Source organism: Lentibacter algarum (assembly GCF_018860975.1).
Lineage (GTDB): Bacteria > Pseudomonadota > Alphaproteobacteria > Rhodobacterales > Rhodobacteraceae > Lentibacter > Lentibacter algarum_A.
The window spans coordinates 616,201-636,075 of the sequence record NZ_JAHKQI010000008.1 but is presented as its reverse complement, the minus strand read 5'-3'; the positions used below and the strand labels follow the sequence as shown (position 1 = coordinate 636,075).

Genomic DNA, 19,875 nt, shown 5'->3' with positions numbered 1-19,875 from the left:
GCCCGCCATCGGACAACCCGTGTGCACGAGGGCGCTATGACTGACATCAAACTATACAACACCAAGACCCGCAAGAAAGAGGTCTTTGCACCGATCAATGCTGATGATGTGCAGATGTATGTCTGCGGGCCGACGGTTTATGACCGTGCGCATATCGGCAATGCGCGGCCTGTGATCGTGTTTGATACGCTGTTTCGGCTTTTGCGGCATGTGTATGGCGAAGAGCACGTCACCTATGTGCGCAACTTCACTGATGTTGATGACAAGATCAACGCACGCGCAGCAGAGAGCGGGCGCTCTATTGGCGAGATCACCGAAGAGACGACGCAGTGGTATCTGGATGATATGGCCGCTGTGGGGGCTTTGGAGCCGACGCATATGCCGCGCGCGACAGCTTACATCACCCAGATGATTACGATGATCGAAGAGCTGATCGCCAAGGGGCATGCTTATGAGGCCGCAGGGCATGCTCTGTTCCGTGTGCGCTCATATAAAGAATACGGTGCTTTGTCTGGCCGCTCGGTTGATGACATGATCGCGGGAGCGCGAGTTGAGGTTGCGCCCTATAAGGAAGATCCGATGGATTTTGTCTTGTGGAAGCCTTCTTCGGAGGATCAACCGGGGTGGGAGTCACCTTGGGGTCGCGGGCGCCCGGGCTGGCATATTGAATGCTCGGCGATGGCTTATGACTTGCTCGGCGATAGGTTTGACATCCACGGTGGCGGTAACGACTTGCAGTTCCCGCACCACGAGAACGAGATCGCGCAGTCTACATGCGCTGGTCACGGCTTTGCCAACTACTGGATGCACAATGAGATGCTACAGGTCGAGGGCAAGAAGATGTCGAAAAGCCTTGGCAACTTCTTCACCGTGCGCGACTTGCTAGACCAAGGTGTGCCGGGAGAGGTGATCCGGTTTGTGATGCTGAGCACGCATTACCGGAAGCCTATGGACTGGACGGAGAAGAAGCGGGTTGAGGCGGAGAAGACGCTGCGGAAGTGGTATGGGCAAGTTGAGAAAGCCGATGCAAGCCGTGTGTCAGAAAGTGTGGTTGCTGCGCTCGCGGATGATTTGAACACTGCTCAAGCCATTACTGTTCTGCATGGCCTTAGCGAACTTAACGAGACCCAAGGATTGAAAGGCGGCCTTCGCTTCCTTGGCCTGTTGGGAGATGACATACCAAGCTGGGTGAACGCGACAGATATGTCTGCATACGAAACCCACATGCTTGAGGTGCGCCAAGCGGCCATGCAAACCAAAGACTTCTCGGAAGTTGACCGCTTGAAAGCTGCCTTCATCGAAGCTGGCCTAGAAGTGCGGATGAGCAAGGACGGTGTTGAGCTGGTTCCGAGCGCTGGATTCGATGCAGCCAAGTTGGAGGGCTTGCTATGAGTTTTCCTTTTAAACACAACCGCCCAGCTTGTCTGGGCAGCGCCCGAACCGCCCCCCACGGGGCGGGCGCTTTTGGCGGAGGGCTGACCAAGTATCCGGCGCCTGTGGCTGTGATACCAGATTGCCTGACAGAGAGCCGCCCCATGCGGTTCGGGCACTGCCCAGACAAGGGGCAAGCACATGACTGAGCGGCTTTACATTTACGACACTACGTTGCGGGACGGGCAGCAGACGCAGGGTGTGCAGTTCTCGACTCCTGAAAAACACCAGATTGCAGAGATGCTTGATGCGCTAGGGGTGGATTACATTGAAGGCGGCTGGCCCGGGGCGAACCCGACGGACAGCGACTTTTTTAATGAAGCTCCGAAGACCCGCGCTAAGTTCACCGCCTTCGGGATGACCAAACGCGCAGGGCGCTCGGCAGAGAACGACGATGTGCTGGCTGAAGTGCTGAATGCGGGCACCGAACATGTTTGCCTTGTGGGGAAAACCCATGAGTTTCATGTAGTCACGGCGCTGGGTATTAGCCTTGAGGAAAACGCCGAGAACATCCGCGCGAGTATGGCCCATATTGTGGCGCAGGGGCGTGAGGCGTTGTTTGATGCCGAGCATTTCTTTGATGGCTATAAGGCCAATCCGGCTTATGCGATTGAATGCCTGAAAGCCGCCGAAGAGGCTGGCGCAAACTGGCTTGTGCTATGCGACACCAACGGCGGGACATTGCCGCATGAGGTGTTCGAGATCACTCAGGCGGTGATCAAAGCAGGCATCAAAGGCAGCAAGCTTGGCATACATACGCATAACGACACCGAGAACGCAGTGGCTTGCTCTCTGGCCGCGATCGACGCAGGTGCGCGGCAGGTGCAAGGAACGTTGAACGGCCTCGGGGAGCGCTGTGGCAATGCCAACCTGACGACGCTCATTCCGACGCTGCTGCTCAAGGAGCCCTACGCCAGCACCTTTGAGACAGGCATTAGCCTTGAAGCGCTGGAAGGCCTCACGCAAGTCAGCCGCAAGCTGGATGATATCCTTAATCGTGTGCCTCAGCGGCAGGCGCCTTATGTAGGTGCGAGTGCCTTTGCGCATAAAGCGGGGCTGCATGCGAGCGCGATTTTAAAAGACCCGAGCACATACGAGCACATCAAGCCCGAAGTCGTCGGCAATACGCGCATCATTCCGATGTCAAACCAGGCGGGTCAAAGCAACCTGCGCAAACGGCTTGCTGATGCGGGGCTAGAGGTTGCCAAGAGCGATCCGGCATTGCAGCAAATCCTTGATGAGATCAAGGAACGCGAGGCTCTGGGCTATACTTATGACAGCGCGCAGGCGAGTTTTGAGCTGCTGGCGCGGCGTATTTTGGGGCAAATGCCGGAGTTTTTCGAGGTGAAACGCTACCGTGTCAGCGTTGAACGCCGCAAGAACAAGTATAACAAGATGATCTCGCTCTCCGAGGCGGTTGTCGTGGTCAAGGTTGATGGCGAAAAGCGGCTGTCGGTGAGTGAAAGCCATGATGAGACGGGCTCTGATCGTGGCCCCGTGAATGCGCTTTCCAAGGCGCTTTCAAAAGACCTGGGCCACTACAGTGAGATGATCTCTGATATGCACCTTGTTGATTTCAAAGTGAGAATTACCCAAGGCGGCACTGAGGCGGTAACCCGCGTGATCATCGACAGTGAAGACAGCCAAGGCCAGCGTTGGAGCACGGTCGGGGTATCGCCAAACATCGTCGACGCGAGCTTTGATGCGCTGCTTGATGCGATCAACTGGAAGCTTTTGCGCGCGACTGGAAAGCTCGCTCGGGGGTAACCTTGACGTTACACTTGTGGTGCAATATGTCACCTGTAGGTTACATGGGGATGCGCCATGCAAGTTACATCAAAAACTATCGAAAGAGGGCGGGCAGATGAGCAGGCTTTTCAACCGGCTCAAAGAGTTGCGATCAGAGGCGGGACACACGCAAGCACAACTCGCCGAAGCCGTGGGCGTTAGCCGCAAAACTATAAACACCATCGAGAACCGCGTGTTTATTCCGTCAGCTTTACTGGCACTTAAACTGGCAGCCGAACTCGGTGTGCCAGTAGAAGATGTGTTTTATCTAGGAGATGATGAATGATCTATAGTGCAATGAAATTACTGGCAAGTTTGGCTATTGGCTACGTCGCGGTTGCAATTGCTATGATCGTATCGCAAGGCACGACAGATATGCCGGAACGTGAAGGGCTTGATTTTAGCAACACCATGGCGCGCGATTTTGAGGCGCCTGACAGTGATGATTTCAGACGCGCGACATTCGCCGCTCGTGACGGAACCAAGCTGAGCTTTACGCATGTCAAAACCAACGAGGCCGCGCGCCTGCCGCTGGTCATCATGCTGCACGGTTCTGGCTGGCACGGCGGGCAATTTGATGCGCTCGCTTGGGGCCTGCGGGATGTTGCCGAAGTGAAGGCGCTGACGTTGCGGGGGCACGGCCTGACGCCAAAGCGGCGCGGAGACATCGACTATATCGGCCAGTTTGAGGACGATATCGCCGATTTGATCGGTGAAACTGAACGCAAGGTTGTCTTGCTTGGGCACTCCTCCGGGGGCGGGCTTGTGGTGCGTTTTGCGGGCGGTGAACATCGCAAAATGATCGACGGGGCAGTGCTGCTTGCGCCGTTTCTCAAGCACGATGCGCCGGTGACTAGGCCCAATTCCGGCGGCTGGACGCGGGTGCTGTTGCGCCGCATCATAGGCCTTTCGATGCTCAATAAACTTGGCATTCACGCGCTGGACCACCTGATGATGATCCAGTTTGGCCTGCCTCAGCAAGTGCTCGAAAGCGATCAGGGCGGCTACGCCACAACGGCCTACAGTTGGCGGCTTAACACCTCATATGCCCCGCGCAGTGACTACCTCAACGATGTGGCGCTTCTGCCGAAGTTCCTGCTCGTTGTTGGCCGCGAGGACGAGGCCTTTAGAGCGGAGGGCTATGAGCCCCTGATGACGGCGGCGACTGACAAGGGGCAGTACAAAGTTGTTGATGGCGTTCGTCACCTCGATATCGTAGATGATGCGCGCACCGCTGCTTTTATCCGGGAATACTTGAGTGAGCTTTGACGATCCAAACGACAGCCTGCCTGCTTGTGCCGAGATCGTGTTCAAAGCTGATCCAGACCGCTTTCGGGCCCTTATGGCCACGCCCTTAAGCATACGCGAAAAACTGTTACCGCTCTATGCCTTCAACGCCGAAGTCGCGCGCGCCCCTTGGGTGACAGGCGAGGCGATGATCGCCGAGATGCGCCTTCAGTGGTGGCATGACGCTCTCGGCGAGATCATTGAGGGCAAGCCTGTGCGACGCCATGAGGTGACGACGCCTCTGGCAGCGCTGCTCACACGGGCTGACGCCCAGCAACTGCAAACGATGATCGAGGCACGTCGTTGGGACATTTACTTTGACGGGTTCAGCAGCGATGCCGCGCTTTGGCAACATCTTAACGACACATCAACACCACTGCTGGCGACCGCACTTAGGCAGGCAGGTGAGGTCGCGCTCGCTGACAGTGAACCGCTCGCTCTTGGGGCTCAGGCCTTTGGGCTGGCCGGGTGGTTTTTGGCTGTGCCAACTCTAAAGGCCGCAGGCCGCGCTCCCTTACCGGACGAAAGCGTAACGGCCTTGAAAGCTCTGGCAAAAAGCGGGCTCAACAAGCTCCAGGCCCTTCGCTCTGCCAAGCCCTCCAACCAGGCAAAGCAGGTGTTGCTTTCGGGCTGGAAGGCGGCTCCTGTCCTTGCCCTCGCTGCGAAACACCCTGAAGGTATTCTCAACGGATCACTCGGCCAATCCGCAGCAATGTCCCGCTTGCGTCTCGCGCGCATGGCAATGTTAAAACAGCTTTAGTCCTGCTTCGGGCGCATTGCGAGCCAGATAAGCGCGCCACCTGCCAACATCAGGAACGGTGCCATCGCGAGGTTCACAGAGGTCCAGCCAGCTTGCGCCGAAGTGCCCGAGCAGTTCATCAGCCCACCCGACGCCAGTGACGCCACGAAGACGCCGCCGAAGACGATCAGATCGTTCATGCCCTGCAAACGCCCGCGTTCGCTTTCACTGTGGGAGCCAGCAAGCATGGTTGTCGCGCCGATAAAGCCGAAGTTCCAGCCGATGCCAAGCAGCACCAGCGCCAGAAAGAAATGCTCAAGCGTAACACCGGCAAGCCCTACGATGCCCGCGCCAGCAAGGATCATCAAACCTGTTGCGACGATCTTTCTGGTGCCGAACCGGGCGATCAGGTGCCCAGTGAAGAAACTCGGAATATACATAGCCAGCACATGCGCTGTGACAACGTATCCCGCAATAAACTGAAAACGCTCGCGGGCACTGCCTTCGGGGACGACAGCAATAAGCCAGTCGGGAATGCTGGTTTCTCCTCCGACACCACACCCGACAACCGCCAGCGGTGTGGAGGTCATCACTAGGTTCATCAATGCATAAGACACCATCGCGGCAATGATCGACACGGCAATAGCCGGCGTTTTGAGCAACTCAATTCGCGAGCGGCCTTTAGGTGCGCCCTCGGCAGGGGCGTCCGGCTTTGGAATGTCGAGGAACATAAACAGCAGCGAGCCAACGATGTTGAGCGCCATGACCGCGAGATATGTGCCGACAAAAGGCACTGCACCGTAAGCAAAAGACGAGTAGTTGCCAAGTTGAGGGCCGATAATAGCTGAGAGCAAGCCACCAGCCATGACATAGGAAATCGCTTTCGGGCGGAAGGCAGGCGAGGCGGTGTCAGAGGCAGCGAAGCGGTAAAAACCCTGCGCCGACATATAGCCACCAGTCAGCAAACTGCCGAGCAGAAACACCGGAAACGAGCCGATCGTCAGCGCATAGGCGCACACCGCCGCACCGGCAGCGCCGCAAGTTGCGCCGAGCATAAAGCCTGCGCGCCGACCGTGGCTTTGCATAAATGCGCTGAGCGGCGTCGCTGCGATCATCGAGCCGAGAACGATCATCGAGATCGGCAGCGTCGCGAAACAGATGTTTGACGCCAATGACTGACCGGCCAGACCGCCGATTGTGAAGATCATCGGCATTTGGCTACCCAGGAACGCCTGCGCCATCACAAGGATTATTACATTGCGCTTGGCGCGGCTGTCAGACGCCGGTGCGGAGGGGGTGTTTGTCTCTGTCATGAAGCTTGGCTAGTCCCTTTGTCGGGGGGCCGCAAGAGAGGATCGACGACATGTGCAGTGGCAAAAGTTGCTGTTTGAACGCAAATTTCAAGGCTTTATGGGTCTTTGCATCTTTTCACTGACGTCCTTAGCCCTTAGATAGTTTGTTAACACAGATGTTCGGGCGTCCTGTGGCGCTCACAAATGGGAGAAAATTCATGCTTAACAACATCGGCCCAATGGGTCTCGTTCTGATCGCGATTGTCGTGCTTGTCCTTTTCGGACGTGGCAAGATCAGCGGGCTAATGGGCGAAGTCGGAAAAGGCATCACCTCGTTCAAGCGCGGCATCAAGGACGGCTCTGAAGAGATCGAAAGCCAAATGGCCGAAGATGCAAAAGACGTCACGCCGTCAGAAGAAAAAGACAAGGCCTAAGCGCCCGTGTTTGATCTTGGCATGACCGAGATGCTGGTCGTCGGCGTTGTCGCGCTGATTGTGGTTGGCCCCAAAGATCTGCCTGTTTTGTTTCGCAAAGTGGGTGAGTTTGTTGGCCGCATGAAGGGCATGGCGCGGGAGTTTTCCTCGGCTATGAACGCCGCGGCTGATGAAGCTGGTATAAAGGAAACCGCCGCTTCGCTTCGCAAGATGAGCGATCCGAAGCAGATGGGGCTTGATGGTATCAATGAAGCTGTTGATGATCTTAAGTCATGGGATCCGGACAGCGAGACTGGCAAGCTTTCAGAGCAGCGCAAACTTGATAAGCTGAAAATTCAGGAAGCCACGGCCAACGCCGCTGCGGCGCGCCAAGCCAAGGAAGTCCGCGAGGCCCATGCCGCCCGTGAAGCGGCCGAGGCCAAGAAGGCAGCACCTAAGAAAAAAACGGCTGCGAAGAAAACAACAGCAAAAAAGCCTGCGAGCAAGGCGACAAACGCCAAAAAGCCTGCAGCCAAGAAAACAGCGGCAAAGAAATCTGCCGCCCCCAAAGCGACCGCTAAAAAGAGCACCTCCAAGCCATCTGCGAAAGATAAAGCATGAGCCAGACCGACACGCCAGACGAGGTTGACAGCTCTAGCGCGCCCTTGATTGAGCATCTCGCCGAGCTGCGCACGCGGCTTATCCGCTCGGTTCTGGCCTTTGTTGTTGGCATCATCCTTGCCTTCACCGTCGCCGAGCCGATCCTTGATTTTCTGGTGGAACCCATCGTGCGGGTTCTGCGCGAAATGGGTGATCCTAACCCGACGCTGATCTTCACCTCGCCGCAAGAATACCTGTTTACGCTGTTCCGCATTTCGATGGTTTTTGGCTTTGCGCTGGCTTTCCCTGTCATCGCCTTTCAGATGTGGCGCTTTGTTGCTCCCGGCCTTTACAAAAACGAGCAGGGGGCTTTCCTGCCCTTCATCCTTGCATCACCGTTGATGTTCATCCTCGGGGCGTCTTTTGCGCAGTTCGTTGTCACACCTCTGGCGATGGATTTTTTCCTCGGCTTCGCGGATGTTAGCTCGATTTTTGCCAGCCTACTCGCGGGCGCAGCGGGTGACATACCTCCGGATGTGGCCACAGTGCCAACCACCGAAACAGGTCTTGAGATCACCTTTCTCGGTAAGGTGAACGAGAGTCTCGACATTACGCTCAAGTTCATCATGGCGTTCGGTCTCTGCTTCCAGCTGCCAGTGTTGCTGACGCTTATGGGCAAGGCCGGCCTTGTCAGCGCTGATGGTCTTGGCGCCGTTCGCAAGTATGCAATGGTCGGCATTCTGGTGCTCGCAGCATTGGTCACGCCGCCTGATGTCGTAACGCAACTGATCTTGTTCACAGTGGTTTACGGCCTTTACGAAGTTTCGATCTTACTGGTGCGCCGCGTCGAAACGGTTCGTAACAACCGGTTGCGTGAAGAGGGCTACTTTGATGATGAAGAAGAGTTCGACGACCCGCTGATGAAAGAATTCGACGAGGAAGCCGACGAGGCAGATAAAGGCTGATGGAGTTCGAAACGCTTGCCACACGAAAGCGCATTGCCGAGGCGCTTGAACGTATCAGCCCTCCGCCGCAACCTGCGCCAGACTTCGGGACGGCTGATGCCTTTGTATGGCACGTAGCACCTGACCATTTGCAGCCGGTTTCCAAGGTGTCTCGCATTGATCTTTCACTGCTTATTGGCGTTGACCGATCACGCGACACGTTGCTTGAAAACACCCGTCAGTTCGCCCGTGGCTTGCCCGCCAACAACGCTTTGCTTTGGGGCGCGCGCGGTATGGGCAAAAGTTCTCTGGTCAAGGCGGTGCACGCGCAAGTCATCTCCGAGGGCCTGCCGCTCAAAGTGGTCGAGCTGCAACGCGAAGACCTTCCCAGCGTCACACGCTTGCTCAACCTGCTGCGGGCCAGCTCCGAGCGCTTCCTGTTGTTTTGTGATGATCTCAGCTTCAGCCATGATGACCAACACTACAAATCGCTGAAAGCGGTGTTGGACGGGGGGATAGAAGGGCGGCCCGAGAACGTCATTTTCTACGCCACTTCAAATCGCAGACACCTGATGCCTCGCGACATGATCGAAAACGAACGCGGCTCTGCCATCAATCCTTCGGAGGCAGTTGAGGAAAAAGTTTCGTTGTCAGATCGTTTTGGCCTTTGGCTTGGGTTTCATCCCTGCGACCAAGATGAATACCTTCTAATGATTCGCCGCTATTGCGACCACTTTGGCATTTCTATCAGCGAAGACAACCTGCGCGCCGAGGCCATCGAGTGGCAAGCAACCCGCGGAGCGCGCTCGGGCCGTGTCGCATGGCAGTATGTCACCGACCTTGCAGGCCGCACAGGTGTCTCGCTTTAAGCCGCTCTTTTTCTTGGAAAAATATCCATTCAACGCTCTAAGCGCAGACAGGCAGCTGAAGTCGTTACCGTTACATTAGTTTGAATGGAAGCGAGGGGCGAAGCCCCGAGCTATCGCGACGCGCGAAGCGCGGCGCAATCTTTATTGCAAGTAAGGCATCGGATCGACGCTCTCGAAACCCTTACGCACTTCGAAATGCACATAGGCGCTGTCACCCGAGCGCACCTTGGCAAGGCTCTGTCCACGGCGCACCTTATCGCCCTTCTTGACATTGATCGTGCCGACATTGGCGTAAACCGTCAGCAGATTATCGGGGTGTTTTACAACAATAATAGGCACTTGGTCGGCATCAGAAGTGATCGCGGCCACAGTTCCTGACGAGGCCGCGCCGATCGCCGTGCCAGCCGGTGCGGCGATGTCGATGCCTTCGTTTTTGCCCTTTGAATACTCCCGAATAATCTTACCACGCACCGGATATGCAAACTTGCCGGAATTAGTAGGTTTGCTCTGCGATGCACTCAAATCGGGCGTCTTTGCGGGTACGCCTTCTGACTTGGCAGCAGACGCGGTAGGTTTCGCCGCTTCGGGGGCAGGCAAAGGTTTAACCGCACTTGGCGGCACCGGCGTGGGCGAACCGTTACCTGGCAAGGTCGTGGCCTTGTCACTTGAGGACTTTTGTTGTGTCCTTTTTGGCGGTTCAGAAAGCGCTGTCGGGATCAGCAGATACTGTCCCTCACGGATGGTGAACTCGGAACCAAGGCCGTTCCAGTCCGCCAGCGAGCGGACAGATACATTGTAAAGCCGCGAGACAGTAAAGGCGGTTTCTCCCCGCACGACTTTGTGGCGAATAGGCTCGATACCGGTTTGGCCTTTCGGCGCGGTCGCTGGTTTGCTGGCGTCAGCGCTGTCAATCGCATCACCAGCTAAGGTGCTGATATCAACCGGAGCCGGCTTGATCGGGCCGGTCGTAACAGCGCCGGTTGCAGGGGAGGGCTCTGCCACACGGCGCGGCAGGGCGATCACCTCACCAGCGCGCAGGCTGTCGTTGGTTTGCATACCGTTGTAGCGCGCCAATTCCACGGCATCAAAGTTGATGCGCGCAGCCACTGTCGCCAGCGTATCGCCGCGTTGGGCAACGGCAACCTGGTAGTTGGGATAAGAGATGATGCCGCGATTGTCGGGTTTGGGGCGGTTGGCCGTGGCGTTGCGCGCTGCATCCGATGTGTCAAACGCGCTGTCAAACTTGCCGCGCAAGTCCAGATCAAGCGGCTCGTCGCAGCCAGCTAGAAGCGCCAGCGCCGCAGCGCCCGATAGTAGCCGAATGGCAAAACCTGTTTTCATCTCGAAGTCCTCGTTTGGCTCCTGTTGACCGGAGCTCTAACCAAATACATTGCTGCAACCTAGCAGCCTTTACGCGTCTTTACCAAGCCCTTCAAGCAACGGCACAAATCGCACAGGGCGAAGCTCGTTATAGTCAAAGCCATGCTCATGACGTGTGACCTTAATCAGGCTTTGCACCGCGTCCGACTGCCCGACCGGCACCACCATAATACCGCCAACTTTGAGCTGGGCCAAGAGTGGGCCGGGCGGATCTTCTGCGGCGGCGGTCACGATGATGCGATCAAACGGTGCTTGCTCGGGCAACCCGTAGCTTCCGTCAGAAGCCATACCAATCACATTCGTCAGGTCGAGTTTTTCAAACAGTTCCTGCGTTGTGCGCACAAGACGGCGGTGTCGCTCGACAGTGTATACACGCCTAGCCAGTTGGCTCAAAATGGCGGCTTGATAGCCAGAGCCGGTGCCGACTTCGAGCACCTTGTCGCGCGGCCCAACTTCCAGAGCTTGAGTCATCAGCCCGACAACCGAAGGCTGGCTGATCGTTTGTCCGCATGCGATCGGCAGGGGGGTGTCCTCATAGGCACGTTCAGCAAAGGTGCCGCGCACAAACAACCCGCGGTCGATCTTTTCCATTGCGCCGAGCACGCGTTTGTCAGTGACGCCTTTTGAGCGCAGGGTGAATAGAAACTGCATTTTCTGTTCGGCAAGATCATGCTCAAACTGCTTGCCAGTGGTCATCATTCAATGCCTGCGAGCGCGTCGAGCGCATCATGGGCTGTCAGGTCGGCGCGCATGGGCGTTACCGAAATATAGCCATCAAGGTTTAGCTGTGCGTCGGTGCCAGCACCGGTTTTGATTCGCTGATTGCCGCCCTTGATCCACAAAAACTTGCGCCCCGAGGGAGAGGCATGTGGCTCCACCGAGAAATTGGTACCTTCGCGAAAGCCTTGCTTTGCGACGCGCGTGCCGAGAACGCCACTGGCCGGAACGGGCGGGAAGTTGATGTTGTAAAACAACCGATAGCCCGACTGCTCTTTTGGGTCGGCGCGCAGTATCTTTTTGATCAGCTCGCCGCCATAGACTTCGGAGGCCTCAAAGGGGTTGTCGATCTCGTAGTTGTCCGGGCCGAGGTATTGCGACAAGGCCATTGCAGGAACGCCTTGCAAGGCTGCCTCAAGCGCACCGCCGATTGTGCCAGAGTAAAGTGTGTTTTCAGCAGAGTTGTTGCCACGGTTAACCCCAGAAAGCACCAAGTCTGGCCGCTCTGGCATGACGTGGTGAAGGCCTGCGAGCACGCAGTCGGCAGGGCTGCCTTCTGCTGCAAAGCGCTGTTTGCCCATCTTCGAGATCATCATAGGATGTGTGTAGCTGATGCAGTGACCAACGCCGGATTGCTCAAAAGCAGGTGCCACAACCCAGACTTCTCCGTCGGGGCCGCAGAGATCCCACGCGATTTTTTCAAGAGACTTGAGCCCCGGTGCATTTATGCCGTCATCATTGGTAAGAAGTATGCGCATGAGCTGTCCCTGTAGGTTTAACCCTGCATAGAAGAGCCTAGCCAACAGGGCAAGAAGGCGCATGCAGACGCGCCTCAGATAGAGTCGTTTATGCGACAGTTTCTCAGAGGTCGAGCGCTGCCAGCAGGCGCATAGCCTCATTGCGGGGTTTGGCAAGCAAATCGCGGTCTTCGCCGGGGAAGAAACGTGCGCGCAGGGCTGTGGCCATCGGAGCAGGCTTGAGCAGGTGCACGTTGGGGCCGATCTTGGCGGTCTCAGCGGCCCAGCTTCGCACGAGGGCGGATTGCGCAGATTTGGTTGCGCCATACGCACCAAAGAACTTTTCGGCGGGGTGGTCGTCTTCAAAAAACAGCGCGTGGCTCTCGGAAGTGAGGAGCGGGGCGATATAGCTGATCAACCGGCCTGTGGCGGCGATGTTGATATCAACCGATTTACCCCAGTCTTTGGCGTCGATATGATCGGCAGGTGACAGGGGGGCAGCGTGCACAGCGGTATGCGCCCAGACATCAACTGTGCTCCAACGATCATAGATCGAGCGGCAGAGCTGCGCCATGGCATCGGGGTTGATAATGTCCATTGGCGCCAATGTGGCTTGGCCTCCGGCAGCTTGGATACGGTCATCCAGTTCTTCCAGCGCGCCTGTGGTGCGCCCGACCGCGACGATATGATGTGTCTTGGAAAGGGCTTCGGCAAGGCCTGCGCCCAGCCCGCGAGAGGCACCGGTGATGAGAGCTATCTTTGTCATGGGCTTGGTTTAGATCAGCGCTTGAGGCTTGGCAACAGGGCCTTAAGCAGGCAGCGAAAGACGGCGGGTTTTGACGCCAGTGTCGACGAGCACAAAGTCGTCACCAACCGCTTGAACACGCCCGAACGGCGTGTCTTCACCGGATTTGACCATGAGCGTGCGTCCATCAGGAGCGCGCAGCAGGGCCTCGGACTCGCTCGGGCGGATCACGACGCCAAGCAAACGCAGGCTACCAAGTGCGAGTTGGTCTTTTTGAGTTGCTGCTTGGGCTGTTTCTTCGTTTATGTCGGGCGTCATGGTGTGTCTCTTTGCAGGTGCAAGAGAGGCACTTAGGGGCAAGTGACAAGGAGAGAAAGAGCCGGAGCGCGAGAATGCTGCAATGCAGCAGAAAACAGCCGATCCGCGCCTGTTTGTGTGGTAATCCGCCTATTCAGCCGCTGTTTTCAGCACAAAACCTTTTTCGATCATGTCGGCTGGTGTGACAGGGTACTCGCCGCTAAAGCAGGCATCGCAATATTGCGGGCAGCTGGCTTTGCGGCCCTTGGCCTCGCCCACCGCGCGGTAAAGACCGTCGAGCGAGATGAACTTGAGGCTGTCAACATTCAGGTGCTCGCGCATCTCTTCCTCAGTCATGGTCGCGGCCAAAAGCTTTTCGCGCTGTGGCGTGTCGACCCCGTAAAAACAAGGCCATGCCGTGGGTGGAGAGGCTATTCGGAAGTGAACTTCGGCGGCCCCTGCGTCGAGGATCATCTCTTTGATCTTGCGCGAAGTGGTGCCGCGCACAACGCTGTCGTCAACGAGGATCACCCGTTTGCCCTTGATCAGAGCACGGTTGACGTTGAGCTTGAGGCGCACACCCATGTTGCGGATCTGCTCTGTTGGCTCAATAAACGTGCGGCCCATGTATTGATTGCGGATGATGCCCATCGCGTAGGGGATGCCGCTTTCCTGTGAAAACCCGATCGCGGCAGGCGTGCCGGAGTCAGGCACAGGGCAGACCAAGTCAGCGTCGACAGGGGCCTCGCGGGCCAGCTCAACCCCGATCTGACGGCGGGTTTCATAGACGGATTGACCGCCGATGATGCTGTCAGGGCGCGAGAAATAGACATGCTCAAAAATGCAGAAACGCGGTGACTGCTTGCGGAAAGGGTAGCTGCTTTCGATCTCGTCACCCGTGATGACAACCATCTCGCCGGGTTCGATCTCGCGGACATACTCTGCACCGATGATATCAAGTGCGCAGGTTTCTGAGCTGAGAGCGTAGCCATCGCCTAGCTTGCCAAGCACAAGCGGACGCACGCCGAGCGCATCACGCACGCCGATCAGCTTGGTGCGGGTCATGGCAACGATCGAGAACGCACCTTCAACGCGTCGCAGAGCGTCTTCCATGCGCTCGGGGATGTTACGTTGCAGGCTTCGGGCCATCAGGTGAATGATGCACTCGCTGTCTGACGAACTTGAAAAGATGCTGCCACGCTCGGTGAGCTCACGGCGCAGGGCTTCGGCGTTGGTGATATTGCCGTTGTGGGCAACCGCTGCGCCGCCCATCGAGAACTCGCCAAAGAAAGGCTGCACATCGCGGATCGCAGCACCTTTGGAGCCAGCGGTTGAATAGCGCACATGGCCGATCGCCAGTGGGCCAGGGAGGGTTTCCATCAAAGATTGCTTGGTGAAATTGTCACGCACATAGCCAAAGCGGCGGGCGGAGTTGAAGCCATCTTCCGGATCGTGGCTGACGATGCCGCCTGCCTCTTGCCCTCGGTGTTGGAGGGCATGCAACCCGAGTGCAACAAAGTTTGCGGCATCGGTGACGCCTGTGACGCCAAATATGCCGCACTCTTCTTTGAGTTTGTTGTCGTCAAACGGATGAGCGTAGAACTTTGGGGCGTCAGCAAGGGACATCGGCGATTTCGTCACAGCGGGCAGCTCCGAATCTTGAGATCAACGTTAGGCTCTTCATACGGGGGCGGCAGCACGATGTCACGAAACGATCACAAAACTTGTAACTTGTGTTTGTGGTTTGTGCCTGTGAGCTTTTGGTCGCCCGCGTTACTCTGTTGCTTCGACTTCGTCCGCAGGGGCTGAACATCCGCTGACAAGCTCTTCATATTGCTGGGTAATCCAGCCGAGCGCTTGCTCGGGGTCACGTTGTTCGATGCGGCCAGTCATGCGGCCGAAAACCCGCGCTGAGCGGCTGTCGTCGATGGCGGTGATGTTTTGTGAGGTGATCACAGTTTCATAAACGAAGAAAGCGATTGCGACCAGCAACACACCACGCGCAACGCCGAACAAAAAGCCGAGGGCTTGGTCAAGCCCGCCAAGGGCCGAGCGCTGGATAAGCGAGGAAAACAACGGCGTAAACAATGACGCAATGACCAGCACAATGGCAAAGATAGCTGCGGCGGCCGCGATCATAGACAGCTCGCAACTGTCAGAGATAAACCCGCCGACAACCGGGACTTCCTTGACCAATGGCTCAAGTTGAGGGGCGAAGATAAAGGCCATAATCGCCGCCAGTATCCAGCCAGCAATCGCAAGGCCTTCGCGCACAAGTCCGCGTGAGTAAGCCAGCAAGGCCGAGACCACAACGATCAGTGCGACGACACCGTCAACTATTGTAAATCCATCCATCTTGTCGCTCCTTTGTGGCGCTAACCTGCACCGAAAATCTCGCCGACGAAACCTGTCAGATCATCAAACCCTCGGGTTCCGATACCTGCCACTTTCGGGGTCTTCTCACCCTTTGGCATAATTGCGGTCGTGAAACCAAGCTTTTGTGCTTCTTTCAACCGGTTTTCTGTCTGGCTGACGTTTCTGAGTGCCCCTGAGAGGCTCAATTCGCCAAAAACGATCGCGCCTTCGGGCAAGGCGGCGTCTTCACGGGCAGAGAGCAGCGCAGCGGCGACGGCGAGGTCAGCGGCGGGCTCGGAAACCTTAAGGCCGCCAGCAACGTTGAGGTATACATCCAGCCCGGCAAAGGGAATGCCAACGCGCGCTTCCAACACAGCCAGGATCATTGCAAGGCGTGAACTGTCCCATCCAACGACTGTCCGGCGGGCCTGACTGTGCGGGCTTGGGGACACAAGCGCTTGAAATTCAACCAGAACTGGCCGCGTGCCTTCGATGCCCGAAAATACCACAGAACCGGGCGAGGGCGTGCCGCGCTCGCTCAGGAACAGGGCTGAAGGGTTGCGAACTTCTTGCAATCCGCCGCCTGTCATCTCGAACACACCGATCTCGTCGGCGGGCCCAAAACGGTTTTTGACGGCGCGCAAAATGCGGAACTGATGCCCGCGTTCGCCCTCAAAATAGAGCACTGTATCAACCATGTGTTCAACCACGCGCGGACCGGCGATCTGGCCGTCTTTTGTGACATGACCAACAAGGATCACCGAAATGCCTTTGCGCTTGGCAAAGCTGGTGAGTTCATGTGCTGCGGCGCGCACTTGCGAGACGGAGCCAGGAGCGGAATCGACGGTATCAACCCACATCGTCTGGATGGAATCGATGATGGCGAGCTGCGGTTTTTCTTCTTCCAGCGTGGTGAGAATATCGCGCAGGTTTGTCTCGGCGCCGAGCTGCACCGGTGCGTCTTTCAGGCCCAGTCGTTGCGCGCGCATCCGAACTTGAGCAGCAGCTTCTTCGCCAGAAATATATATTGTTTTCAAACCATTAGATGAAAACATTGCAGCGGCTTGCAATAACAAAGTGGACTTGCCAATGCCCGGGTCACCGCCGACAAGGATCGCGGATGAAGGCACAAGGCCGCCGCCCAAAACGCGGTCAAGTTCGTCCATCAGACTGCGGGTGCGCGGCGGCGGTGTCTCGTGCGTATCGAGCGCCGTGAGAGCGACACGCCCACCACGTTTTGCCCCAATAGCCTTGGACGATGACGAGGACGTTAGCGGCTTTTCTTCGCTGATGGTGTTCCATTCACCGCACGAATCGCATTGTCCGGCCCATTTTGTGGTGCTTGCACCGCATGCATTGCAGACGTAATTGAGTTTTTTTGCCATTTATTTTTGATGCCTGAGAGTCGGGGCATCGTCAAACACTAGCCGCATTTTTTTCACTAAAAGTTACTCGGCCGCGCGGGGTAGGCGGGCAATGTTCTCTTCGGCTTCAACCTGTGCCTCGAGAACAATCTGTGTTCCAAGCTCGGGCAGGACCTCACGCAGCTCGTCGCGCAGGCGCTCTAGCTGTGATGCGGCTACGCTTTCTTCCAACTCGACTTCGTGCAGCCAGTGCTTAAGCTCGGTGGCAACAACCTTCGCTTGATCAAGCCGCGAGTTGAAGCGCTCGACCTCGCTCTGACGCTGCCGCAGGAAATCGCGTGCACGGGCCAAGGCCTCATCAGAGTAGGTGTCGGAGAGTTCTTTCGAGATATGGCTCATCTGGGCGGCGGCTTCGAGCACGTCCGGCTCCAAAGAGCCGAGATCAGGGTGCTGGCGTAAGTAGACGAGACGCTCGCGAACCGAATCAAACTCGCTTGAGAGCTGGAAAGCATCGGCGCGGTCGGCTGCATGGGCATAGTGATAGGCACGGGCCACATCATGCATTCCGAGCTGGAAGGAACGATGCGAGTTTTCAAGCGTCAGGATGCGTTTTGTCGAGGGCACGAAAAACGCCAGCATCAGCAGCAAGGCCGTGACGCCTGATTGCACCCAAACCCCAGCGTTTACGAGGGGTTCGCCGCCAAAGGCGAGCGAAAGCTCAAGCCATGGAAGCAGCCCGAGAAGCGCCAGAACTGTCGCTGTTACGGCCGCCAGAGCAGCAAGCACCACGAGCGCAAAAGCGAGGCGATGAAAGAGAAATGATATGACGCGCAATGCGTGCAAAAAGGTCTTCATGATTTCCCCCCAGAAACCAAATAGCAGGATATAGGCAAGATTATGCCTATATTTGAGGTAAATGGCAGGGGAAAAGATGCGAAATAGCGTCGTAGATGAGAAATAGACTGTTGAAGCCGATGATTGTTCACGAATCAGAAACAGATGCGATTTTTGTCTCTGACTGTTTCGTCAGCATCGAGATCACCAGTGATGATATGATGCAGGCTGTGAAGAGATAGAGGCCCCAAGCTGTTTCTAGACGGCCCACGCCGATGCCTTTTGCCAATGTGATGTAGAGCGCGATCAGGAAGATATCGGCCATCGCCAGTTTGCCCAGTATCGAGAGCACCGGGAGGGTGCTTGGCTTGAGCAGATCAAACTGCACAAGTGCGAGGCCCAAGGTTTTGATATACGGCGCAAAAAGTGCAAAGAACGTGACTGCAAGCGCGAGGAAAACGTCGCTCCCCCAGAGGGATTGCAGGCCGGTGATCACCGAGATTTCCTTGAGGCTGAACAGCGGCAAAAGGCCGGCTTTCATCAACGGCGCAAACCAGGCGATGGGGAACAGAACCAGCAAGGCGAGGTTGGCGAGGCGTAGGATATTTTGCACGTCGGTGTCTCCGATCAGTTTGTCGCTGTTTAACAGCTAAGTGCGGGGTTCGCTTGCGGCAATGGGTGCTTGTGGGGAGAAAATTTGCGAGTTTCACCCTAAGTGTTAACGGCTCTGAAGGGGGCTGTGAGCTGCGTGCATATTTCAGTGCATACCGCAGTGCATATACCAGTGCAGACAGTTTTAGCGGTTGGGGCGGCTTAACGGTGCGCGCGTTGTTGTAAGGTTTAGATAATGTCAAATGTCAGAAACAGGGTGCAAAACAAGCTGATGCAAATGCCGATTGTCGCAGGGAGCGTGATCCATTTTCTCGGATTTGGATGATAAGTGACGCGCCAGTAGAACAAAACCAAAGACAGAAGAAAGAGCAGCGCAGCGAGGTCGGAGTTTCGGCTGATGTGGGCCTGTCGATAATTGAGAGGCAGGATGTCCAAAGCCACAACCAGCCCCAATGCGCCGGTGAGCAGTGCGGCGATGCTGAGCAGTCGCGCCGGGCCACGAAAGATTATGACACCCGCTGCCAGCGAAACAGCAATGCCAAGCGGAGCAGCACTGAGAAACGTAAGTTCGAGGAGATCATTTACGCGCATGCCGGTTGCCTCAACAATTGTTGGAAAAGGATCATCGCCACCGCCGCACATCTAGCGCACGGCTTCGATCGGGCCTTCGGCGCGGCCATGGATGAACTGCTCAAGGTAGGGATCTTTGCTGTCGTCCATGTCTTTGACGGGCCCTGTCCATTTGATCACGCCGTCATGGAGCATAGCGATGTTGTCGGCGATGGCCCTCACAGATGACATGTCGTGGGTGATGGTCATCGCGGTGGCGCCCATTTCCACGACGATCTCACGGATCAGCTCGTTGATGACACCGGACATGATCGGATCAAGGCCAGTGGTTGGCTCGTCAAAGAAGATGATCTCGGGTTCCGCCGCAATAGCGCGGGCGAGGCCGACGCGCTTTTGCATGCCTCCGGAGAGCTCGGAGGGGTAGAGATCGGCGGTTTCGGGGGTAAGGCCGACGCGGCGGAGCTTTTCAATGGCGATCTCGCGGGCTTCCTTGTGCGGGCGTTTGAGCGCGCCGCGCAGCAGGCGGAAGCTGACGTTTTGCCAGACAGGCAAGCTGTCAAACAGTGCGCCGCCTTGGAAGAGCATCCCGAAACGGGCGAGGAATGCGTCGCGATCGCCGGATTGCACATTGTTGCCGCCAACGGTGATTTCGCCGCTGTCAGGGGTGACGAGACCGAGAACAGACTTGAGCATAACCGACTTGCCAGTGCCCGAGCCGCCGATGATGACCATTGAGGTGCCTTTGTCGATGGTCAGGTCAACGCCTTGCAGGACATGCTTGGGGCCGAAGGATTTGTGAACGTTTGTGAGGGTGATCATGGTGCAACCCTTGAAGTGTAAGCCGTGTATTGCAGGCGCGCGTGGGGGCGATGCAAGTTGGGTGTTTGGCAGTTTATGGTCG

23 protein-coding genes are annotated in these 19,875 nt (G+C 56.8%); 10 read left to right on the top strand and 13 right to left on the bottom strand.

The window, feature by feature from the left end:
- Positions 1 to 36: 36 nt before the first annotated feature.
- The 6 genes from cysS (at position 37) to KO498_RS12455 (ending at position 5,266) form a co-directional block, all read left to right on the top strand.
- Entirely contained in the window at positions 37 to 1,392 is a 1,356-nt protein-coding gene (gene cysS, locus KO498_RS12480; RefSeq protein ID WP_215960211.1) for a cysteine--tRNA ligase, read from the top strand.
- Positions 1,389 to 1,580, top strand: coding sequence for a hypothetical protein (locus tag KO498_RS12475; RefSeq protein ID WP_215960210.1), 192 nt, complete (start codon positions 1,389 to 1,391; stop codon positions 1,578 to 1,580). The genes cysS and KO498_RS12475 overlap by 4 nt, the downstream gene beginning before the upstream one ends.
- Positions 1,573 to 3,198 carry a citramalate synthase gene (gene cimA / locus KO498_RS12470; RefSeq protein ID WP_215960209.1) on the top strand — a complete coding sequence of 542 codons (1,626 nt, stop codon included), beginning with the start codon at positions 1,573 to 1,575 and terminating at the stop codon, positions 3,196 to 3,198. The genes KO498_RS12475 and cimA overlap by 8 nt, the downstream gene beginning before the upstream one ends.
- Before the next feature lie 97 nt (positions 3,199 to 3,295).
- Positions 3,296 to 3,505 (top strand): helix-turn-helix transcriptional regulator, encoded by a 210-nt coding sequence (locus tag KO498_RS12465; RefSeq protein ID WP_215960208.1) that lies wholly within the window; start codon positions 3,296 to 3,298, stop codon positions 3,503 to 3,505.
- Positions 3,502 to 4,488: an alpha/beta hydrolase gene (locus KO498_RS12460; protein ID WP_215960207.1), complete on the top strand. Its 987-nt coding sequence runs from the start codon at positions 3,502 to 3,504 to the stop codon at positions 4,486 to 4,488. The genes KO498_RS12465 and KO498_RS12460 overlap by 4 nt, the downstream gene beginning before the upstream one ends.
- On the top strand, positions 4,478 to 5,266 hold the full coding sequence (locus KO498_RS12455) for a squalene/phytoene synthase family protein (RefSeq protein WP_354667659.1): 789 nt from the start codon (positions 4,478 to 4,480) through the stop codon (positions 5,264 to 5,266). Before KO498_RS12460 ends, KO498_RS12455 begins: the two co-directional genes overlap by 11 nt.
- On the opposite strand, the gene KO498_RS12450 is transcribed toward KO498_RS12455, so the two are convergent.
- Entirely contained in the window at positions 5,263 to 6,558 is a 1,296-nt protein-coding gene (locus KO498_RS12450; protein WP_215960206.1) for an MFS transporter, read from the bottom strand. The two genes, KO498_RS12455 and KO498_RS12450, sit on opposite strands and share 4 nt — an antisense overlap.
- A gap of 197 nt (positions 6,559 to 6,755) precedes the next feature.
- Between KO498_RS12450 and KO498_RS12445 the strand changes: the two genes are divergently transcribed.
- From KO498_RS12445 to KO498_RS12430, 4 genes are read left to right on the top strand one after another with little or no spacing between them, the layout of a single operon-like run.
- A complete protein-coding gene (locus tag KO498_RS12445) occupies positions 6,756 to 6,971 on the top strand; it encodes a twin-arginine translocase TatA/TatE family subunit (RefSeq protein ID WP_215960205.1) in 216 nt (71 codons plus the stop codon).
- Between the two features lie 6 nt (positions 6,972 to 6,977).
- Positions 6,978 to 7,571 (top strand): Sec-independent protein translocase protein TatB, encoded by a 594-nt coding sequence (tatB, locus tag KO498_RS12440; RefSeq protein WP_215960204.1) that lies wholly within the window; start codon positions 6,978 to 6,980, stop codon positions 7,569 to 7,571.
- On the top strand, positions 7,568 to 8,515 hold the full coding sequence (gene tatC, locus KO498_RS12435) for a twin-arginine translocase subunit TatC (protein ID WP_215960203.1): 948 nt from the start codon (positions 7,568 to 7,570) through the stop codon (positions 8,513 to 8,515). The genes tatB and tatC overlap by 4 nt, the downstream gene beginning before the upstream one ends.
- Entirely contained in the window at positions 8,515 to 9,363 is an 849-nt protein-coding gene (locus KO498_RS12430) for an ATP-binding protein (protein WP_215960202.1), read from the top strand. Before tatC ends, KO498_RS12430 begins: the two co-directional genes overlap by 1 nt.
- Before the next feature lie 141 nt (positions 9,364 to 9,504).
- Here the strand turns inward: KO498_RS12430 and KO498_RS12425 are convergent, their stop codons facing one another.
- The 12 genes from KO498_RS12425 to KO498_RS12370 all read right to left on the bottom strand — a co-directional run bounded on the left by KO498_RS12425 (position 9,505) and on the right by KO498_RS12370 (position 19,793).
- On the bottom strand, positions 9,505 to 10,704 hold the full coding sequence (locus tag KO498_RS12425; protein ID WP_215960201.1) for a LysM peptidoglycan-binding domain-containing M23 family metallopeptidase: 1,200 nt from the start codon (positions 10,702 to 10,704) through the stop codon (positions 9,505 to 9,507).
- Positions 10,705 to 10,773: 69 nt separating this feature from the next.
- Positions 10,774 to 11,439: a protein-L-isoaspartate(D-aspartate) O-methyltransferase gene (locus tag KO498_RS12420; RefSeq protein ID WP_215960506.1), complete on the bottom strand. Its 666-nt coding sequence runs from the start codon at positions 11,437 to 11,439 to the stop codon at positions 10,774 to 10,776.
- Positions 11,439 to 12,218, bottom strand: coding sequence for a 5'/3'-nucleotidase SurE (gene surE, locus KO498_RS12415; protein WP_215960200.1), 780 nt, complete (start codon positions 12,216 to 12,218; stop codon positions 11,439 to 11,441). Before surE ends, KO498_RS12420 begins: the two co-directional genes overlap by 1 nt.
- 103 nt (positions 12,219 to 12,321) lie before the next feature.
- On the bottom strand, positions 12,322 to 12,963 hold the full coding sequence (locus KO498_RS12410) for an SDR family NAD(P)-dependent oxidoreductase (protein WP_215960199.1): 642 nt from the start codon (positions 12,961 to 12,963) through the stop codon (positions 12,322 to 12,324).
- Positions 12,964 to 13,005: 42 nt separating this feature from the next.
- Positions 13,006 to 13,260, bottom strand: a complete 255-nt coding sequence (locus KO498_RS12405; protein WP_215960198.1) for a pilus assembly protein PilP — start codon at positions 13,258 to 13,260, stop codon at positions 13,006 to 13,008.
- Between the two features lie 129 nt (positions 13,261 to 13,389).
- Positions 13,390 to 14,865 carry an amidophosphoribosyltransferase gene (gene purF / locus KO498_RS12400; RefSeq protein ID WP_215960505.1) on the bottom strand — a complete coding sequence of 492 codons (1,476 nt, stop codon included), beginning with the start codon at positions 14,863 to 14,865 and terminating at the stop codon, positions 13,390 to 13,392.
- A 147-nt stretch (positions 14,866 to 15,012) separates the two neighbouring features.
- Positions 15,013 to 15,594, bottom strand: a complete 582-nt coding sequence (locus KO498_RS12395) for a CvpA family protein (protein WP_215960197.1) — start codon at positions 15,592 to 15,594, stop codon at positions 15,013 to 15,015.
- Positions 15,595 to 15,614: 20 nt separating this feature from the next.
- Positions 15,615 to 16,979: a DNA repair protein RadA gene (radA, locus tag KO498_RS12390; RefSeq protein ID WP_215960196.1), complete on the bottom strand. Its 1,365-nt coding sequence runs from the start codon at positions 16,977 to 16,979 to the stop codon at positions 15,615 to 15,617.
- Between the two features lie 63 nt (positions 16,980 to 17,042).
- Entirely contained in the window at positions 17,043 to 17,813 is a 771-nt protein-coding gene (locus KO498_RS12385; protein WP_215960195.1) for a DNA repair protein, read from the bottom strand.
- Positions 17,814 to 17,940: 127 nt separating this feature from the next.
- On the bottom strand, positions 17,941 to 18,405 hold the full coding sequence (locus KO498_RS12380; RefSeq protein WP_215960194.1) for a paraquat-inducible protein A: 465 nt from the start codon (positions 18,403 to 18,405) through the stop codon (positions 17,941 to 17,943).
- Positions 18,406 to 18,632: 227 nt separating this feature from the next.
- Entirely contained in the window at positions 18,633 to 18,995 is a 363-nt protein-coding gene (locus KO498_RS12375) for a hypothetical protein (protein ID WP_215960193.1), read from the bottom strand.
- 51 nt (positions 18,996 to 19,046) lie between these two features.
- A complete protein-coding gene (locus tag KO498_RS12370) occupies positions 19,047 to 19,793 on the bottom strand; it encodes an ABC transporter ATP-binding protein (RefSeq protein ID WP_215960192.1) in 747 nt (248 codons plus the stop codon).
- Positions 19,794 to 19,875 lie beyond the last annotated feature (82 nt).

Bases quoted from the DNA above. Each gene is read 5' to 3' on its own strand.
- tatC (WP_215960203.1), top strand. From the start codon at position 7,568: ATGAGCCAGACCGACACGCCAGACGAGGTTGACAGCTCTAGCGCGCCC.
- KO498_RS12425 (WP_215960201.1), bottom strand. From the start codon at position 10,704: ATGAAAACAGGTTTTGCCATTCGGCTACTATCGGGCGCTGCGGCGCTG.
- cysS (WP_215960211.1), top strand. From the start codon at position 37: ATGACTGACATCAAACTATACAACACCAAGACCCGCAAGAAAGAGGTC.
- KO498_RS12450 (WP_215960206.1), bottom strand. From the start codon at position 6,558: ATGACAGAGACAAACACCCCCTCCGCACCGGCGTCTGACAGCCGCGCC.
- KO498_RS12465 (WP_215960208.1), top strand. From the start codon at position 3,296: ATGAGCAGGCTTTTCAACCGGCTCAAAGAGTTGCGATCAGAGGCGGGA.
- surE (WP_215960200.1), bottom strand. From the start codon at position 12,218: ATGCGCATACTTCTTACCAATGATGACGGCATAAATGCACCGGGGCTC.
- purF (WP_215960505.1), bottom strand. From the start codon at position 14,865: ATGTCCCTTGCTGACGCCCCAAAGTTCTACGCTCATCCGTTTGACGAC.
- KO498_RS12405 (WP_215960198.1), bottom strand. From the start codon at position 13,260: ATGACGCCCGACATAAACGAAGAAACAGCCCAAGCAGCAACTCAAAAA.
- cimA (WP_215960209.1), top strand. From the start codon at position 1,573: ATGACTGAGCGGCTTTACATTTACGACACTACGTTGCGGGACGGGCAG.
- KO498_RS12475 (WP_215960210.1), top strand. From the start codon at position 1,389: ATGAGTTTTCCTTTTAAACACAACCGCCCAGCTTGTCTGGGCAGCGCC.
- KO498_RS12420 (WP_215960506.1), bottom strand. From the start codon at position 11,439: ATGACCACTGGCAAGCAGTTTGAGCATGATCTTGCCGAACAGAAAATG.
- radA (WP_215960196.1), bottom strand. From the start codon at position 16,979: ATGGCAAAAAAACTCAATTACGTCTGCAATGCATGCGGTGCAAGCACC.
- KO498_RS12375 (WP_215960193.1), bottom strand. From the start codon at position 18,995: ATGCGCGTAAATGATCTCCTCGAACTTACGTTTCTCAGTGCTGCTCCG.
- KO498_RS12460 (WP_215960207.1), top strand. From the start codon at position 3,502: ATGATCTATAGTGCAATGAAATTACTGGCAAGTTTGGCTATTGGCTAC.
- KO498_RS12385 (WP_215960195.1), bottom strand. From the start codon at position 17,813: ATGAAGACCTTTTTGCACGCATTGCGCGTCATATCATTTCTCTTTCAT.
- KO498_RS12410 (WP_215960199.1), bottom strand. From the start codon at position 12,963: ATGACAAAGATAGCTCTCATCACCGGTGCCTCTCGCGGGCTGGGCGCA.
- KO498_RS12370 (WP_215960192.1), bottom strand. From the start codon at position 19,793: ATGATCACCCTCACAAACGTTCACAAATCCTTCGGCCCCAAGCATGTC.
- KO498_RS12395 (WP_215960197.1), bottom strand. From the start codon at position 15,594: ATGGATGGATTTACAATAGTTGACGGTGTCGTCGCACTGATCGTTGTG.
- KO498_RS12430 (WP_215960202.1), top strand. From the start codon at position 8,515: ATGGAGTTCGAAACGCTTGCCACACGAAAGCGCATTGCCGAGGCGCTT.
- KO498_RS12445 (WP_215960205.1), top strand. From the start codon at position 6,756: ATGCTTAACAACATCGGCCCAATGGGTCTCGTTCTGATCGCGATTGTC.